14 protein-coding genes and 1 tRNA gene are annotated in these 16,873 nt (G+C 57.7%); 10 read left to right on the top strand and 5 right to left on the bottom strand.

All coding sequences use genetic code 11. The features are described from left to right. Together hemA and GS611_RS19235 are read left to right on the top strand one after the other, a co-directional pair. A complete protein-coding gene (gene hemA / locus GS611_RS19240; RefSeq protein WP_171638131.1) occupies window positions 1–1,224 on the top strand; it encodes a 5-aminolevulinate synthase in 1,224 nt (407 codons plus the stop codon). A gap of 58 nt (window positions 1,225–1,282) precedes the next feature. After that, the gene (locus GS611_RS19235) at window positions 1,283–2,341 is read left to right on the top strand and encodes a YeeE/YedE family protein (RefSeq protein WP_171638129.1); all 1,059 of its coding nucleotides are present in this window, start codon (window positions 1,283–1,285) and stop codon (window positions 2,339–2,341) included. A 1-nt stretch (window position 2,342) separates the two neighbouring features. Here GS611_RS19235 and GS611_RS19230 read toward each other — a convergent pair whose 3' ends face one another. Next, window positions 2,343–3,287: an MBL fold metallo-hydrolase gene (locus tag GS611_RS19230; RefSeq protein ID WP_171638127.1), complete on the bottom strand. Its 945-nt coding sequence runs from the start codon at window positions 3,285–3,287 to the stop codon at window positions 2,343–2,345. Next, a complete protein-coding gene (locus GS611_RS19225) occupies window positions 3,284–4,210 on the bottom strand; it encodes an MBL fold metallo-hydrolase (RefSeq protein WP_171638125.1) in 927 nt (308 codons plus the stop codon). The genes GS611_RS19230 and GS611_RS19225 overlap by 4 nt, the downstream gene beginning before the upstream one ends. 386 nt (window positions 4,211–4,596) lie before the next feature. Here GS611_RS19225 and GS611_RS19220 point away from each other — a divergent pair. Next, window positions 4,597–4,682, top strand: a tRNA-Leu gene (locus GS611_RS19220). A gap of 96 nt (window positions 4,683–4,778) precedes the next feature. Here the strand turns inward: GS611_RS19220 and GS611_RS19215 are convergent. Next, window positions 4,779–5,276, bottom strand: a complete 498-nt coding sequence (locus GS611_RS19215; protein ID WP_245218139.1) for a hypothetical protein — start codon at window positions 5,274–5,276, stop codon at window positions 4,779–4,781. After that, on the bottom strand, window positions 5,269–5,859 hold the full coding sequence (locus GS611_RS19210) for a response regulator transcription factor (RefSeq protein WP_171638123.1): 591 nt from the start codon (window positions 5,857–5,859) through the stop codon (window positions 5,269–5,271). The genes GS611_RS19215 and GS611_RS19210 overlap by 8 nt, the downstream gene beginning before the upstream one ends. Before the next feature lie 763 nt (window positions 5,860–6,622). Between GS611_RS19210 and GS611_RS19205 the strand changes: the two genes are divergently transcribed. From GS611_RS19205 to GS611_RS19180, 6 genes are all read left to right on the top strand, one after another. Next, window positions 6,623–8,905, top strand: coding sequence for a hypothetical protein (locus tag GS611_RS19205; protein ID WP_171638121.1), 2,283 nt, complete (start codon window positions 6,623–6,625; stop codon window positions 8,903–8,905). A 131-nt stretch (window positions 8,906–9,036) separates the two neighbouring features. Further along, window positions 9,037–10,977, top strand: coding sequence for a type I secretion protein (locus GS611_RS19200; RefSeq protein ID WP_171638119.1), 1,941 nt, complete (start codon window positions 9,037–9,039; stop codon window positions 10,975–10,977). A gap of 38 nt (window positions 10,978–11,015) precedes the next feature. Then, window positions 11,016–13,232 (top strand): type I secretion system permease/ATPase, encoded by a 2,217-nt coding sequence (locus GS611_RS19195; protein WP_171638117.1) that lies wholly within the window; start codon window positions 11,016–11,018, stop codon window positions 13,230–13,232. Between the two features lie 2 nt (window positions 13,233–13,234). Then, complete coding sequence (locus tag GS611_RS19190; protein WP_171638115.1) at window positions 13,235–14,587, top strand: HlyD family type I secretion periplasmic adaptor subunit; 1,353 nt, start codon at window positions 13,235–13,237, stop codon at window positions 14,585–14,587. A 79-nt stretch (window positions 14,588–14,666) separates the two neighbouring features. Next, a complete protein-coding gene (locus tag GS611_RS19185; protein ID WP_171638113.1) occupies window positions 14,667–15,044 on the top strand; it encodes a rhodanese-like domain-containing protein in 378 nt (125 codons plus the stop codon). 93 nt (window positions 15,045–15,137) lie between these two features. Next, on the top strand, window positions 15,138–15,323 hold the full coding sequence (locus GS611_RS19180) for a hypothetical protein (protein ID WP_170345109.1): 186 nt from the start codon (window positions 15,138–15,140) through the stop codon (window positions 15,321–15,323). On the opposite strand, the gene GS611_RS19175 is transcribed toward GS611_RS19180, so the two are convergent. Further along, window positions 15,324–16,082, bottom strand: a complete 759-nt coding sequence (locus tag GS611_RS19175; RefSeq protein ID WP_171638111.1) for an alpha/beta fold hydrolase — start codon at window positions 16,080–16,082, stop codon at window positions 15,324–15,326. Window positions 16,083–16,173: 91 nt separating this feature from the next. Between GS611_RS19175 and GS611_RS19170 the strand changes: the two genes are divergently transcribed. Beyond that, on the top strand, window positions 16,174–16,548 hold the full coding sequence (locus tag GS611_RS19170) for a hypothetical protein (RefSeq protein WP_171638109.1): 375 nt from the start codon (window positions 16,174–16,176) through the stop codon (window positions 16,546–16,548). Window positions 16,549–16,873 lie beyond the last annotated feature (325 nt).

Raw genomic sequence — 16,873 nt, 5'->3', positions numbered from 1 at the left:
ATGAACTACCGGCAGTATTTTCGAGATCAACTTGATCTACTGAAACAGGAAGGAAACTACCGGGTTTTTGCAGACCTCGAACGTCAATGCGGAGCGTTTCCAACGGCGCGCAGTTACGCAGGGGGTGGTCCCGAACAAGTCACTGTCTGGTGCTCGAACGACTATCTTGGAATGGGACAGCATCCCAAGGTTCTTGCGGCCATGCACGAGGCGATCGACAGATGCGGTGCAGGTGCCGGTGGGACGCGGAATATCTCGGGGACCACGCACGAACATGTGCTGTTGGAGCAGGAGCTTGCGGACCTTCACGGCAAGGACGCAGCATTGCTGTTCACGTCCGGCTACGTATCCAATTGGGCGGCCTTGGGAACCTTGGCGTCCCGCATCCCCGGAATCACGGTACTGTCTGACGAATTGAACCATGCCTCGATGATCGAGGGGATTCGTCACAGCCGTTGTCAAAAGCGGATCTGGAAGCACAACGATCTTGAAGACCTTGAAAGGCAACTTGCGGACCTGCCTGCAAATGCGCCCAAGCTGATCGCGTTTGAAAGCGTCTATTCCATGGACGGCGATATTGCACCGATTGCCGGGATCTGTGATCTGGCGGACCGGTATGGCGCGATGACCTATCTGGATGAGGTTCACGCGGTCGGGCTGTACGGTCCGCGCGGCGGGGGCATCGCCGAGCGCGAGGGCCTGATGGACCGCCTGACCGTGATTGAAGGGACTTTGGGCAAGGCGTTCGGCGTGGTCGGCGGGTACATCGCGGCGTCGAAGGAGCTTGTCGACTTTGTCAGGTCCTTTGCCAGCGGGTTTATTTTCACCACTGCGTTGCCTCCGGCCGTGGCGGCAGGAGCTGCGGCTTCGGTGAAGCACCTGAAGCAAAGCAATGCAGAGCGGCAACAGCACAAAAAGCGCGTGCGCGAAGTCCGGGACAGGCTGGACGATCTGGGTATTCCCCATACACCGAACCCAAGCCATATCATTCCGGTCATGGTCGGCGATCCGGTCAAGTGTCGATTCATTTCGGATGTGCTGATGCGTGATTATGGGATCTACATCCAGCCCATCAACTATCCAACTGTCCCCAAAGGAACGGAACGTCTGCGGATTACGCCGTCGCCGGTGCACACCTGTGAAGACGTGGACCGACTGGTATCTGCATTGGGTGAGTTATGGACGCAATGCCAATTGGCGCGCAGGCCAATGGCTGCGCAATGACGCTGACGAATTGACCAAAGACAAAGACACACACGCAACGAAGTGAGAGTTTCTGTCCATGGAGAGGCTCATCGATTTGCTGGGAGACCCGGGCACCCTGGCGTTTGCCGGAGTGCTGGTCGGTATCCTGTTCGGCGTGACGGCTCAGAAGTCCCATTTTTGTTTGCGTGCATCGACGGTGGAAGTCGCCGAAGGTAAGTTTGGCCCCCGCTTGGCGGTTTGGCTGATCGCCTTTACCGCGGCACTGACGCTGGTACAGGCGCTTGTCTCGCTTGAATTGCTGGACCTTTCCGAGGCACGCGCCATCGCGTCCACGGGCAGCCTTAGCGGTGCGGTTATTGGTGGGGCGATGTTTGGCATCGGCATGGTTCTTGCGCGCGGATGCGCATCTCGCCTGCTGGTGTTGGCCTCGTGCGGCAATCTACGAGCACTTGTGACAGGGTTGATTTTGACCTTGGTGGCTCAGGCCGCCTACACAGGCGTTCTCAGCCCGGCCCGTGAAGCGATTTCCGGTCTGTGGACCATCTCAGGAGGTGCAGAGCGCGATCTTGCAGAAATAATGGGGTTCCCCCCATCGGTCTATTCGGCCGTCGCCGCAATTGGATTTGTCTTGTCGATCGTGTTTGCCCTTCACAGGAAAGTCGCGCCTGCAAAGATCGTGACAGCCGCCGGAGTTGGCGGGGCAGTGGCGCTTGGCTGGTTCATGACGTTTTCCATCGCGCAGGCATCTTTTGAGGTCGTCCCCGTGTCTTCGGTGACGTTTACCGGCCCGGCCACAGACACGCTGATGGCGTTGGTTGCAGAGCGAAATGTGGAGCTGTCTTTCGGTATCGGTCTTGTGCCGGGCGTGGCCATTGGGGCAGCAGGATCTGCCATCATTTCCAGCGAGTGGAGGATCGAGCGTTTTGGCTCGGACACTCCGATGGAACGGTACCTCGTCGGAGCTGTCCTCATGGGATTCGGGGCGATGCTGGCCGGAGGTTGCGCCGTGGGCGCGGGACTTTCAGGCGGGTCCGCCCTGTCATTGACAGCCTGGCTTGCAGTTTTCTTCATGTGGGTTGGGGCGATAGGAACGCACAGGTTTTTGATGCGGCTGCCGGTATTGCAGCATTCCTGACTTACTCGAACTCCATCTGTTCGAAAACGCGCCCGGCGTTCTTGGTTGCCAGTTCCTCGAACGCGTCCAGATGGGCATAGGGGGACTGATCGACATAATAGGCTTCAGTCAGATCGCCGCCCGCATCCATATGTTCTTGAATCCTGGTTCGCAGATACACCAGGTAATCGCGCGTATAACGGCGCACCTGATCCATATTCGTGGGATGACCGTGCCCGGGTATGACATATGTGGCATTCAAAGCCTCGAACTCGTTGTCCCAGGTTGCCAGCCAATCCGCGGTATAGGTCTCTTGAAAGATCGGCAGCATGCGCTCGTGGAATGCCATGTCACCCGCGATGACAAGGCTTTGGTTCGGCAACCAGATCGAGATATCGCCGGGGCTGTGGGCCGGTCCGAGGTATTTGGCCTCGATCCGGAAGTCGCCCATCTCGATCACGTATTCATCATCGAATGTCTCGGTTGGGCCTGCCAGAAACGTGCCCTCTGCCTTGTCCTGATTGTATCGTTTCATTCCCTCCAGAATCTGAGGGCCATATTCCTCGAACTCAGCTGCTGCATCCGAATGGGCGACGATTGGAACCCCGATTTCCGACCAGTAGGCATTGCCAAGCATCGCGTGCCCCTGACCGTTCTCGTTGAAGACAAGCGTGACCGGCTGATCCGTAATCGCCTGAATTTCCTTGTGAAGCGCTTGGGCAAGGACATAGGCGGCACCGCCGTTGACAACGACCACACCCTCACCTGTTACGATGAAGCTCAGGTTGTTGTTGTGACCAGAGTTTTCGTAGGTCGGCGGAGCGGTTGCGCCAATGGCGGAATAGACGCCAGGGATGAATTCGACCGGCTTGGAATACAGAACGCTTTGCGGATACTGGTCTGCAATATCCTCGCTTGCCCAGGCCGGTGTGACGAAAGCAACCGCAATCACGAATGATCGTATCATGACGCCTCTCCAATGAACCTGTAGGCCGAGCCGGTCTTTTCGACGCGGCCAATTCCACCGTTCGGCAGGTGGAAGCCGATTATTCTCATTTCCTCTTCGGAAACCTGATCCAGAAGTGAGTAACGCGCAGCTGCGGCGACCTGGGGATCCTGATCCGTTCCACTGTGCCAATCGGGATGTTCAAAGGCCACGTGCGGATTTCCCAGCGCGTCGCCGACGACCATCACGGCCTCATTCCCATTTCGAAGCTCAAAAGCCATGTGACCGGGCGTGTGCCCAAAGCTTGCCCGTGCCGCAATGCACGGGAGTATCTCTTGCCCATCCTCGAAGTACGCGACCTGATCCTCAATTGCTTCCAAACGCCGCTTGGCACCGGCCGCGAACGCGGTGCGATCGTCACCTATCGTGTCCACCGTTGAGGGGTTCCACCAGTAATCCCATTCTTTGCGTCCAATGAGGTGCGTCGCATTAGGGAAAAGCAGGTCGTCGAAATCATCCAGAACACCCCAGATATGATCCGGGTGCGCGTGGGTGAAAACCACATGCGTGACACTTTCGGGCGACAAGCCAATTGCTTCAAAAGTTTCCATAAGTTTGCCCGATGTGGGCATGAAGTCCGGCCCCGCTCCAGCATCGAACAGCACGGTGTTTTCGTCATCCCGATAAAGCGTGACGTTGCACTCTGGCTCGTACTTGGTCGCGTCCGCTTGATTGCGGGTCAGGAATTGCTCGACCGCCTCTTTGGGCATGGCTCCGAAAACAACATCAGGTGGCAATGACAGGTATCCGTCTGACACGGTCGTAATTCGGGCTGAAGGACCGAGCCGCAGCTCTGCCTGAACGATCCTGGCTTGAGCTCCAAGTGCCGCAAGACACGTGGCATTGAACAGGAAGCTGCGTCGGGACAAAGGAATTTCACTCATACGCAATCATTAAAATGAATATTTTTATTTGTAAACGATGGAAGCACCAACAAAGGATCATTCCAAGACGCTGAAAAACCGGCCAGGTCTTCTTTGCGATTGGGCGAAGAACGGTTCTCAGCGGTGGCAAATGGACGCGACACCAAGGTCATGCGCAAAGTGAACGCACAGCGCAATCCGCGCGAAGATGGATTGCCGAGGAAGGGATGATGTCGGAAAGGCGATTGTCACGTGACCTCGAAACAGGGAAGGGACCCAGCCGAAGAACGACGGCGATGGCAGACACAGCTTTCCACCGAAAAATCCCGGTCCATCTGCGTCAAAGCGCATTGTTCTCATCCCGCTGTGCTTGTAAGGAAATTGCACGGCCCCAGGGGCTGCGCCGTGCGGGCGTGATGGAATGGTAGACATATCAGACTTAAAATCTGAAGGGCGTATGCCCGTGTGGGTTCGAGTCCCACCGCCCGCACCAAAAAATCTCGGTGACTTATGCGTGCGTGGCAGGTGGCGCCGTGGGGGACGCGCGGGTGCTGCGAGGGGCCCACTCAACTCTGCTGTGCGACCGAGCCTAAACCGGAAACCCCAATTGTCGGATCAGTTTCCAAATGTCCCTGTTCGCGGCTGACAGCTGATCAACGACTGCTTCGATTTGGAGCAGGGCATTGTCGTCGACGGTATCTTCGCGGCCTAGTTTTATGTCGGTTTTGCGGTCAGCGATCCGCATAAGGATCGTTTTCGGGTTTCCGCTTTCAGGGTCGAAGGAATAGATGCAATGGTTGTACTTGTTGCGGATGCCTGAAAGCTTGGCCAGCCTTTGCGTATGTTCAAGGATCGGATCTCGGACCTGGGCAGGACGCCCTTCCATTTTTGCAAGTCTTTCAACCAGATCTATTCGCGCGCGGGTGGTGTTCAAAGTCAGAAAGATGATTACGGCCACGTCCTTGGACGTTCCGGTTAGGCCGGCGATCAGATGGATCAGCAGGCTCTCGGTGTTTGTCCACATATAGTTCAGCCTGCCGACCAAAAGGATCAGGCGGTCGAACCGGGCTTCGAACGGATCAGTCAAGGGCGGTCTGCTGCGCCTCATGAGGCGCAACCTCGAAATAGAAATGAGCAGCCGCCGTCCGGTTGCTGACGCCAATCTTTCCGACAACGTTATGCATGTGCAGCTTGACCGTGTGTTCCGTGATGCCCAGCTTGGCCGCAATCAGTTTGTTGCTTTTGCCTTCTGAAACCAGTTGCAAAACCTGTTTTTCGCGGCGTGTCAGCTTGGAATACTGTACGTGCCGATCTGCGCCGTTGGATGTAATGGCCTCCCGTTGCCGTGGTCTCTCGGGCGCGCGCTGACAGGGGGGTGAAACACAGTCAGCCAGAAAGCTGGGAAGATAAAGTTCCTCGTGCATCAGCAGTCTGAGGATGGCGCGCCACGCGTCCGGTGCCACGTTCATCGGTAAAAAGCCGACATCTCCAAACTGCGCGCGGTTCCAGCCTTCGAACAGGTGTCGGGCGGATTCCTCTTTGCGATAGGCGAAAGCAAGACAGCCGGAACCTGCACTTTTGGTGTATGCATCGGCGCGCGTCAAAAGGTCCTCGATCAACATCTGATCCACAACGACGATCTTGCCGCTGTCCGGAACATGTGTGTGCATTGCCTCGAGTGTTTCGAAGCGAAAAGCGCGGACGCCAAATTCAGTTTGAACGCTTCTTAGAGTTTGATTTGAATAGAATAGTTCTTTCCCGAGGAAGACAATCGAAAAATCTTCTGAATAAAAACTCTGATTGCCAGTTTCATTGTTCAAAGACTCACTCATTATATTCCCTCACAAAACGGGGTTAACCGGAAATGGCTTTATCGAAATGGAATTGCCGGTGAAAAAGTAGTTAACTAATCAAAGAATTACGTGAGGTTTATTGTAACTGAAAACGTGATTTTCTACAACCAGACGGTATAGTTCAAGTGCCTTAGATATAGAACTATTGTTTAGGTTTTTCGGTGTGGCATTGTGTAACCAGCGGAAACAATTGCATTATTTTTTATTGCTTTCTTAAATTAGAACTTTTTGATCCAGTTCGGCCAAAGTTCCACTGCATTCTCAAAATAAACAATAAAAACAATATGTTAGTCTCACCAAAACTTTCAGTTAGCTAGTCGCAAGCGTGCGTCACTGCGAACATGGTCAGGCTTTAATTGTGAAAGCGTCTGTCCCTGCCGCGCCCGTTCCTTGCGTATTTCAGCATCGATTGTGAACGGTCGCGTATTCGGCTTAGCCGGGAAAGGAGGTGGCCTAAAGAAAACGACGGTGGACCGCATTCAGCGTGTTTGAACGCTGTGCGGGTATTTTAGTTTCAATCACGCCCGTTGCCGCTTTGTAGATGAATGGCGGTCAGGCGTTCCAGAAATGGGAATTTGTTATGAGACGTAATGTAAACAATACAAACGTAACGACCGTTGACGAAATTGTTGTCGAAAACCTGGAAGCTCCGGTTGATGTTGAAATTCAGGTTGATGAGGCTCTTGTCGAAGCCGATGTGACTGCGCAGCAACAGCAGCAGGACCAAAATGTAGAAAACGCCAACGAGCAGGGCCAGGATCAGGGCCAGGGCCAAGACCAAGGTCAGGACCAGGGTCAGGATCAGGACCAGGGTCAGGATCAGGACCAGGGTCAGGATCAAGACCAGACGCTTAATGCCGGCGACAACACCAACGACAACTCCAACAGCAACTCAATCAACATCGATTTCGGCGGCGGTGAGTGGATTCCGCGCGACGATGATCAGGTTGATCTGGATCTTGGTGACTCGGCGACAGTGGGTGACGTGATCACTGCTGGCCGCGATCTGACCTATGATCCAGGCGATGACATGAATCTGGATATCTCGATGGACGACGCCGGAACGGCAATGTCATCCGTGAACAGCCAGGTCGCCAGCCTGAGCGACGACGACACGCTTGATTCACCGACCGTATCCAACAACGCCGGCTTCACCCAGAACGGCGATGCCAATGGCGGCACGGCAACTGCGGCTGAAGGTATTAGCTCGGATGCTAACGGTGGAAAATCGGGCGACGGTGGAACCAGTTACGGTGGAGCGGCCGATTCATCAACCTTGGGCAGCCACGCGTGGGCTGACGGTGGTGATACCGGCAGTGCAGATGCTGATTCCAGCGCCGGCCGGGGCGGATCGACCGGTGACGCAAGCAATGCCAGCAATGGTGTTGGTATGGCGGGCGCAGGATCCGACGGTGACAGCGCCGGTGGAGATGGCGGTGCCGCGGATAGTTCGGCTTCGTCCGACAATGATGGCAGCACAAGTGCCGATGGCAGCGGAACCGGCGGAGCCGGCGGCAGCGCGGATTCGTTTGGTCTGGGTCTGGGCCTGGGTCTGTCTGGTTCGAACGCAGCCGGTAACGCAAACGGCGGCGACAGCGATTCCGACTCGACAGGAACCGGGACCGGAACGGCGGACAACGCTGCGGATGCGTCCGGCGCGGATGGTGGCGACGGTAATGCTGCGGCAGATGGTTCGGCTTCGAACACCAGCGACAGCAACACCGATGCAAATGATGCCACTGCGGGTGACAACACTGCGGATGGTTCTGCTGACAGCGGCGCGGACAGCTCGGCTGACGGCTCTGGCGGAACCGGAACCGGTGGTGACGGATCCGGCGGTGACGGCACTGGCGGTGACGGCACCGGTGGCGACGGTACCGGCGGCGACGGCGAAGGTGGATTCGGCGCGATGGTCGAAGCTGCAATCATGGCTTTGCAGGAAGAGCTGGGCATGATTGACGCCGAAGCAGGCGAAGGCGGCGACGGTACCGGCGGTGACGGCACCGGTGGCGACGGCACGGCCGGCGACGGTTCAGGTGGCGACGGCTCGGGCGGCGACGGCTCCGGTGGGACCGCTGATGCGGATTCCGATGCGCAGGGTGTTGGCGATCAGTCGGCAAGCGGGCCGGATATCGACCAGAGCCCAGGCGACGTGAACGGCGCGGCCAGCAACTCGCAGGACACCGACGGCAGCGGCGGTAACGGCGGGTCGAACGCAGCAGATGGCGCAGCGGATGCGGCCGGTACCGGAACATCGGCTGCCGACGGCGACGGCGGCGCGGGCGGTAGCACAACGCCAACATCGACGTCTACCGGCAACGGAGCCGGGTCTGCCGACGCGGCCAATACCGCAGGCAACGGCGGAGCTGCCGACATCTTCGGAGACGCCGACACAAACGGTGCGGCTGACAGCTTGGCCGAAGCAATTGCCGGATACGGTGGCGAAGGCAGTTCCGACAATGATGCCACATCGACTGGGTCGGGCGACGCAGCTGGTGCGGCCGACTCGGGCAACGGTGGTGCCGGTGGCGCATCCGCCGCGAACGGCGGAACCAGCGGAGCTTCGATGGGCACTGCAACGTCAGGCGATACCATGGGTGGCATGATCACCGGTGGTAACGGTGGCGGCGCCTATTCAGGTGACGGTGGTGCCGGCGGCAATGGTGGTGCCTGGGGCGCGAACAATGGTGGCGATGGCATCGTGACCGGCGAGTCCTATGCATCGGCGGCAGCTGTCGTTGATACGTCTGCGTTCAACCAGTCGATCATCATGGGCGCCAACGTCCTGGGCAACACGGTCGATACGACCATGGTGGGTGGTTCGATGACCATGTCCCACGCCAGCGACGACACGGACGTTTAAGTCAAAAGGCGGGGCTCGCATTTTCGGGCCTTGCTACCCTTCGAAAATGCCGGGGCCGCAAAACGCGGCCCCGGCCCAACTGAACCCAAAGCGGAAATTACGAGCCGCCGCGGGCAAAAAGGAAAACCGACATGGCACTTGACGGTATTACGGAAACGATAGCGCATTTTGTTGGAACTTTTGAGCTTACGATAGAACAAGCCCGCCTGAGGGATCAGTACGAGGAATTCAGCGCCCTGAGGCGTAAAGCCGAAATAGACGGGCTTGACGAGCCTACCTCGATCAACATCAAAGCTGATCTGGATATCCCAGCGGGCGAATACAAAGCCCTGCCATTCAATTTTCTTCCCTCTCAACCAGAACTTCCGTTGCCAAAAGCTCCTGTCGGGCCGGTGCATGAGTCGGTCATCGTCCTTAACGGTGACAGCGCGGAATCCACGCGATTTGTTCCAGACAGCATATCCGGCCCGTCTTCTGCACCGGAACTGATTATTCTGCGACCGGATACGGTGCCATTGGGTTCGGCACTGACATTCACCGTGCAAAAGGTGGTCATGCGCGACAACGACACGGTGGGAGAACGGGACTTTCGCGATACCGAAGCGCTGATCGCCCAGGGCGAAGAGATGATGGACATGGCGCTGTCGCTTCATGCCATGGCGGCCCCTACGCTTTCGCTCGCGGATTACAAGTCGACCGAAATGCTCGAGGCGCTGGCCGAACAGATGTTGGCCCCGGCAAACGCGAATATAGACGGGGTCACGGTACATCAGTTTCATGGCGATGATGCGTTGGGGGTGATCGTAAACGGCAAGTACGTTGACGAATCTCCGGTATGGACAGACATCCTGCCTGCGTTCCATCAGCCGGATGAAGCCGGAGAGGATGAGACAGAGGCCATGCTTCCGGCCGAGTGGGATCAGTCGAAAGATCCAGACTTTGACGACGGACACCTGGTCGTGACCGGAGGGAACCTTGCGATCAATGCTGTCTCGGCATCTATAGGTTGGGTTGATGCCCCCTATATCGCCGTCGGAGGGCAGGCGATCAGCCTGACCGCCATCAGCCAGGTCGCGCTTGTGTCAGATTGGGATGTGGGGGCGCCGGGAACGGGCAGCGGCACCAATGTGATTCAGTCCTCGAAGATCGAAGTCGAAGGCCGAGAGGCCCCCTGGCTGGACAATGGCACCGGAACAACCGGACAGCCCGAGTTCATCGTTGTGGATTGGGTCCCAGGTGATCTGGTTGTGGCCAACTTCGTCAAGCAAGCTATCGACGCCACGGATATAGACAACATACAGACCGAGATTTCGGCCGCATCGACCCTGTACGCGCTGGGCGACAACGAAATGTTCAATGTCACCGACATCGTGCAGCTGGGCAGCTTTTACGACCTGATCATGATCGACGGGAATATGATTTCCGTGGACATGTTGTACCAGACCAACGCCCTGATGGATGACGATATCATCAACGGCGGTATGCCCGGCGCAATGGCCGGAGATGATGAAAACGTGATCATGAATGACGCGTCGGTCAAAACGATAGGCGCAGATACACATCAGGATCTGCAGCAGAACCTGTCCGACGCCATGGCGCTTGATCAAACGGACATCGATGCCTTGGAGAACGCGCTGCTCAACGATCCCTTGTTCGCAGGAATGGAACAGTTGCGCGTGCTCAAGATCGACGGAGACTTGTTGCAGGTGAACATTGTTGAACAGGTCACCATGATGCTGGATCAGGATCAAATTGACCTGTCCGGTCCAAGTGCCGCCGATACCGATGTCGTCGCAGGCAGCAACGCCCTGTTGAACTCTGTCAATCTGACCAAAATGGGTGTGGATTCGACGGTTATGGCCGCTGACGGATCTTATTCTGACCTGCTGCTTCATCAGGCCAGCCTGATTGACGTGCCAGACAACCAAGAAATCACAGATATGACCAACGAGGCGATCGCCGCAATCATGGCGGACATGTCTGTGCCGCAACCGGATGCCGCCCTGGCACTGGACGCACAATCCACTGACACAACGACACCAGATGACGGCCTGCAATCCATGCTGGCCTGACCCCCCAAGTTTTTATCGAGTGACCAGAAGGTTTGTATATGTCGATTGTTTTTTCGTCGCGCCGTCCACTCTTATCCAGTCCCTTGGACAGGCAGGGCGGTTTGGGCCCGAAGCGCCAGCGCGCAGACGGTGGGGCAGATCCAGCGAAACAACGTGTCAAAGCCCGGTTGCACCTGACGCAGGAGATGCGCGTGTCTGAGTCAGATCCAGATTCGACGGTTAAAACCGAAGCGCCACAGCAATCCGAAGACCAAAAACACTCACGTGAACGACGGCGCGCTGATCCTCCCCATCAGCGTGCGCAGCCGCAACCCGCGCAAGATGAAGAAACGGCGGGTGGCGGCAATGGGGTGGCCGACGCCGACGGCCCGGATCCGGCATCCGCCGGGGACTCGACTGCGCGCAAGACCCCCTCTGCACGCTCATCCGGTGAGAACGGCATAGGCACCACGATCGAGGCCAAGGCAAACCAGCCACTGTTGCAAACGAATTCCGGCGGCGGTGATGGGAACGGGCCACCCCAAACCTTCCACAAACGCACCCCGCCCGAAGATTTCCAGCGCACGTTGCGCGTTTCGATGCGGGCGATCCGGCGCAATCTTGCGTTTGTTCTGGTCCTGACCTGCGCCACGAACATCCTGATCCTGGCGATCCCGATCTATCTGTTCCAGATCAGTGACCGTGTTCTGACCAGCCGGTCGCTGGATACGCTGATCATGCTGACGGCCATCGTGGCAGGGGCGGTGATCTTCCAGTCTGCTTTTGATGCGGTGCGGCGGTTCATGCTCATGCGGACCGGGGTCGAAGTGGCGGCCCGGCTGGGTGCACCGGTTCTGAGCGCGGCGGCCCATGCGTCGCTGCACGGAAACGGGCGCGAGTATCAGACATTGGGCGATCTGCAACAGCTTCGCGGTTTTCTGGTCTCGGGCACGCTGCTTTCATTTCTGGACGTGCCGTTTGCGCCGCTGTTCATCCTGATGATTTTCCTGGTTCATCCGCAACTGGGCATGATCGTGGTGGTTACTGCGCTGATCTTGATGACGATTGCGCTGATCAACCAGAAAATGACTGCCAAGCCGTTTGCCGAGGCCAACAAGGCACAGTCCATGGCGAACCTGCATCTGGATTCGATGTCTCGCAACAGCCAGATCATCAACGCCTTGGCAATGATCCCCGAAGCCGTGCGGATCTGGGGGCGGGACACTGCCCAATCGCTGACCTGGCAGGTGCGGGCGCAGGACCGCAACGTGATCTTCGCTTCAATCTCGCGCGCCGTTCGCCTTTTGACGCAGATCGGAATTCTGGGTTGGGGCGCGTTTCTGGCGCTGCAAGGAGAAATCACAGGCGGTATGGTGATTGCGGCCTCGATCATTGCCGGACGTGCCTTTGCGCCAATCGAAGGTTCGATTGAAGGGTGGAACAGCTATCTGCTGACGCGCGGAGCTTACGGCCGGATCAAGGCGCTGTTGTCGACCTCGGCCCTGCAATACGAAAAACTGCGTCTGCCACGCCCCGAAGGTCGGCTGGATGTCGAACGCCTGCTCTATGTACCGGGCGGAACCAAACGCGTGGTTCTGAACGGCATCACGTTCTCGCTGGTTCCCGGTGAAACTTTGGCCATCATTGGTAATTCCGGTGCCGGGAAAACCACGCTTGGGAAAACTCTGGTGGGATCCATTCTGCCCACATCGGGCAGCGTAAGGCTTGACCTGATGGACATCCGAAACTGGGACCCGCGCCAGTTTGGCGAAAGCATCGGCTACCTGCCGCAGGATGTTCAGCTGTTCCCGGGCACGATCAAGGACAATATCGGCCGGATGCGGGCGGATGCCACTGACGAACAGATCCACGATGCCGCCGTTCTGGCCGATGTTCACAACATGATTGCAACGCTGCCGCAGGGATATGAGACCGTGGTGGCCGCTGATGGCTCGCCTTTGTCCGGTGGTCAGAAGCAGCGTATCGCACTGGCGCGGGCGTTCTTCGGCAACCCCAGAATGGTTGTGCTGGATGAACCGAATTCAAATCTCGACGTCGCGGGCGACAAGGCGCTGGCATGTGCGATCGAACAGGCGCGTCAAAGCAAGATCACCGTTGTCGTCATTACGCAGAAGCCAACGTTGTTGAATGTTGTCGACAAGATCATGCTGCTGACGGACGGGCGTGTGGCCCTGTTTGGTCAACGTGATCAGGTTCTTCAGCAGATCAACGGGCCGCGCAAGCAGACTGGAATTGAAGGCCAGCAGGGGGGCTGACCATGAATGACCTCGTACCTGTGAACAACTCAGACAATGAACCAGAAGTTTGGTATGCCGAGGTTCCGCGCTCGATCAACAGGTTGATAGTGATCGGGGTGGTCTTGCTTGTCGTGTGCTTCGGCGGTTTCGGGGTATGGTCCTTCAGTGCCCCGCTGGCCGCAGCGGTCATCGCGCAAGGCAGCTTTGTGGCCACGGGCCGCAACAAGATTGTCCAACATCTTGAAGGCGGCATCATCGAAGACATCAAGGTTGTGGAAGGTCAGGCGGTTCAGGCAGGTCAGGTTCTGATGACCCTGGACCAGACCTCGGCCCAGGCCAATGAACGTGAATTGCATATTCGCAAGCTGCGCCTTCAGGCCATGACCGAGCGGTTGCTGGCCGAGTACGGGGAGCGCGACCGCCTCGTGTTTTCGCAGGCGCTTGTCAAAGCATCCGACGATCCTGAAGTAATGGCCATTCTGGATGGGCAAAAGCTCAGCTTCGATGTGTCGCGCAAGACGCTGCTGAATGACTTGGCCCTGCTGGAGCGCAACATGGAAGCACTGAAAATCCGATCAAGCGGATTTGAGGCGCAGCTGGACAGCATGGCACGGCGCGCCGAGATCTTGCAGGAGGAGTTCGAGGCCAAGAGCCAACTGTTCGAAAAGGGCCTTGTCCGCAAAGGAGAGCTGAACACCATCCGTCGTGTGCAGGCCGAAGCCGAAGGTCAGCAGGCCCGGTTGCAGGCGGAAGCCGCTGAAATCAACCAGATGCTGCTGAAATATGACGAACAGATCGCGCGTACGCGGTCCGCCTATCGTGAGGCCGCACTGGATGAACTGGGCGTGATCGAAGCTGATCTGGAAAGCGTGCGTGAAAAATCCCGACAGGCGCGCAGCGTTCTTGACCGGGCCGTGGTGCGTGCGCCGGTAACTGGAACGGTGGTGCGATTGCACTATCACACGCCGGGCGGTGTGATTGAGACCGGGGAACCGATAGCCGAGATCCTGCCCGCAGATGCGCCCCTGATCATCGAGGCACAGATTCCGCGTACCGAGATTGACAGTGTCGTCACGGGGCAGACCGCCACAGTCCGCCTGATCGCGTTGAACCAACGCACAACGCCTGTTTTGTATGGCGAGGTCTTCTATATCTCGGCCGATGCGCTGCTTGAGGATTCGACCGGTGTTCCGCAGGAAGTCTATCTGGCACGAGTCTCACTGACCCCGGATGAGTTGCAGCGCGTGCGCGGCTTTGTTCCGACACCGGGGATGCCCGCTGAAATCATGATCCAGACCGAGGAGCGCACCTTTGCGGCGTATATCGCCAAACCGGTATCAGACAGCATGTCGCGCGCGTTTCGCGAGCAGTAACACGCGCGTTTCCTTCCATGTCTACACCTTCCAAAATTCGCATGTTAACCTCTGCGCGGTGACGTAAAGGAGAACTCACATGCCGGTGACGGTGAAAGAGATGATGGAGGCGGCCAACGCGGTGGTCGAGCGTGTCGATGCGGCCAAGGCAAAGGCGATGACCGAACAGGGGGCGCTGCTGTTGGACATACGCGATGCGAATGAGCTGGAACACACGGGCCGCGCCGTTGGGGCGCATCATATACCCCGGAGCATGCTGGAGTTTCGAGCAGACGATGCATTGCAATCACATGACCCTGCACTGCGCAAGGATCGCCCCATCGTGTTGTACTGCGCATCAGGCGGGCGCGCGGCTTTGGCCGGAAAACTTCTGAAGGATATGGGATACCAGAGGGTGTACAATCTTGGGGGATTGACGGACTGGGTGAATGGGGGCGGTGAAATCGCCAAATCCTAGCTTCGGAACCGTCTGCATCTGACACAAATCAAAGCGCAACATATTCGAATTGTGAAATATTTGGCCGGAAGCCATCAAAAGGAAAGCCCGGCCATGTTTCGCCTTGCTGCTATGCTGTATTCACTGATTGCAACTGCTCTGTCCGGTTCGGCCGTAATCGCCGTGCTTTCGGCTGGAATGGTGTCCGTCAGCGCAATTGTGGGCGCTGCGGCCGCGGGGGCCGTAATCGCCGCCCCGGCATCTTGGATGGTGGCCAAGCGGCTGTATCAAGGCGCTTGATCAGGCGTTCAGGAAGGTCCTGACGGCAGCTTCGAACTCGCGCGGTTTTTCGGCGTGCAGCCAGTGACCGGCACCGGGGATCTTGGCAAATCGCGCGCCGGGGAACAGTGCGCGGATTTTGGCTCGATGTTCCGGCAAGACATAATCTGACTCGCCCCCTGACAGGAACAGCGCGGGGCCTTGCCACTGGGCGTCCAACTCGGGAAAGCCCATGATATTTGGCATCTGGTCCGCCAACACGTCCAGGTTCAGCAACCAACGCTTTCCCTTGATGTCCAGCGATTGGGTGAAGAAGCTTTGCAATGCTTTTTCAACGCCTTGCTCGGCCAATTGCTGCTCAGCATCCGAGCGGCGCGCTATGCGCGAGAAATCCACGGCACGCATGGCCTCGATGAACTGAATTTGGCTGTGCGTGTATTTCACCGGCGCAATATCTGCGACCACCAGTTTGTTCACCAGCGCGCCGTGTTGCAGCGCAAGTGTCATCGCGGCCTTGCCGCCCATTGAATGCCCAAGTACGTCCGCCGTCCGGCCAATCCGTTCGATGACCTCGGCGATATCCTGCGCCAGGTGAGGATAATCATGGCAAGAATCCCACGCACTGTAGGCGTGGTTACGCATGTCGACGGCCACAACTTGCCGCTCGTCTGATAGCCGTCTGGCAATCACGCCCCAGTTTCGGGCCGATCCATACAGGCCGTGGGCAATGACAAGGGGCGGTCGGGCGGTCGGTTCGCCATGTATGATGGTGTTCAGCATGTACCGCGTGATACAAGCCACCGCCGGAAACGACCAGCCCCATTGTAGGTCATAGACGCTGCCGCTAGATTGCCTCCGCAGGAGGCCACCAATGCCGCAGGACCCAGACATTCAGACCCGGATCGCCGAAACGGTTGTGTTGCTGCGCGCAAAGCTCGGGGTGCGCGACAAGACGCTCGAGGCATCGATCCGCAAGGCCAAGCGCCGACTGCCGCGGCGCGTCTACAAACAGGCTTTGATTCTGGCCCGGGCCGAGGCGATGGCGTCTCATCCCAAACTGAGGCTGGTTCTGGATAACCCCAGGTTGATCAAGGCGTCTGACGTGGTGCAGGAACATCTGGGGTCCATCAATCTTGCGGATCGCAGATGGGGGTGGTTCCTTGGCCTGTTGGGGGGGCTGGCCTTCAACATGCTGGCACTGACGACACTGTTGCTGGTTTTTCTGTGGTGGCGCGGCTTGATCTGAGCTTGGATTCCGGACAACGCGCCAAGGTCTGAACATGGCGCAAACCCCTGTGTGCGGTAACATCGAATGCACGGAGTCGGTGTGACCAGCGCGAAAGGCTGATCGGGGCGGAAAAAGCACGTTTTGACCAGAATGGCTTGGGCGACCGTGGGGCCCGGGACCTTGCCCAAAACATCGGATTTGCGCTGGGCGAGATCCAGACCGTTTTCAGGGATCTGACGCAAAAAAACGGCGCCTCAAGGCGCCGTTCCGTGTTTGAGGGTGGACCAGTTACAGGTTCGGATAGATCGGGAATTTGGCGCAGAGGTCTGCGACCTCGGCCTTG

Source organism: Ruegeria sp. HKCCD6119 (assembly GCF_013110585.1).
Taxonomy (GTDB): domain Bacteria; phylum Pseudomonadota; class Alphaproteobacteria; order Rhodobacterales; family Rhodobacteraceae; genus Ruegeria.
The sequence above is the reverse complement of the archived record's forward strand: the minus strand, read 5'-3'. Positions and strand labels throughout refer to the sequence as shown.

Excerpts from the sequence above, each read along its gene's own strand:
- hemA (WP_171638131.1), top strand. The coding sequence starts at position 1 with ATGAACTACCGGCAGTATTTTCGAGATCAACTTGATCTACTGAAACAG.
- GS611_RS19235 (WP_171638129.1), top strand. The coding sequence starts at position 1,283 with ATGGAGAGGCTCATCGATTTGCTGGGAGACCCGGGCACCCTGGCGTTT.
- GS611_RS19230 (WP_171638127.1), bottom strand. The coding sequence starts at position 3,287 with ATGATACGATCATTCGTGATTGCGGTTGCTTTCGTCACACCGGCCTGG.
- GS611_RS19225 (WP_171638125.1), bottom strand. The coding sequence starts at position 4,210 with ATGAGTGAAATTCCTTTGTCCCGACGCAGCTTCCTGTTCAATGCCACG.
- GS611_RS19210 (WP_171638123.1), bottom strand. The coding sequence starts at position 5,859 with ATGCACACACATGTTCCGGACAGCGGCAAGATCGTCGTTGTGGATCAG.
- GS611_RS19205 (WP_171638121.1), top strand. The coding sequence starts at position 6,623 with ATGAGACGTAATGTAAACAATACAAACGTAACGACCGTTGACGAAATT.
- GS611_RS19200 (WP_171638119.1), top strand. The coding sequence starts at position 9,037 with ATGGCACTTGACGGTATTACGGAAACGATAGCGCATTTTGTTGGAACT.
- GS611_RS19195 (WP_171638117.1), top strand. The coding sequence starts at position 11,016 with ATGTCGATTGTTTTTTCGTCGCGCCGTCCACTCTTATCCAGTCCCTTG.
- GS611_RS19190 (WP_171638115.1), top strand. The coding sequence starts at position 13,235 with ATGAATGACCTCGTACCTGTGAACAACTCAGACAATGAACCAGAAGTT.
- GS611_RS19185 (WP_171638113.1), top strand. The coding sequence starts at position 14,667 with ATGCCGGTGACGGTGAAAGAGATGATGGAGGCGGCCAACGCGGTGGTC.
- GS611_RS19180 (WP_170345109.1), top strand. The coding sequence starts at position 15,138 with ATGTTTCGCCTTGCTGCTATGCTGTATTCACTGATTGCAACTGCTCTG.
- GS611_RS19175 (WP_171638111.1), bottom strand. The coding sequence starts at position 16,082 with ATGCTGAACACCATCATACATGGCGAACCGACCGCCCGACCGCCCCTT.
- GS611_RS19170 (WP_171638109.1), top strand. The coding sequence starts at position 16,174 with ATGCCGCAGGACCCAGACATTCAGACCCGGATCGCCGAAACGGTTGTG.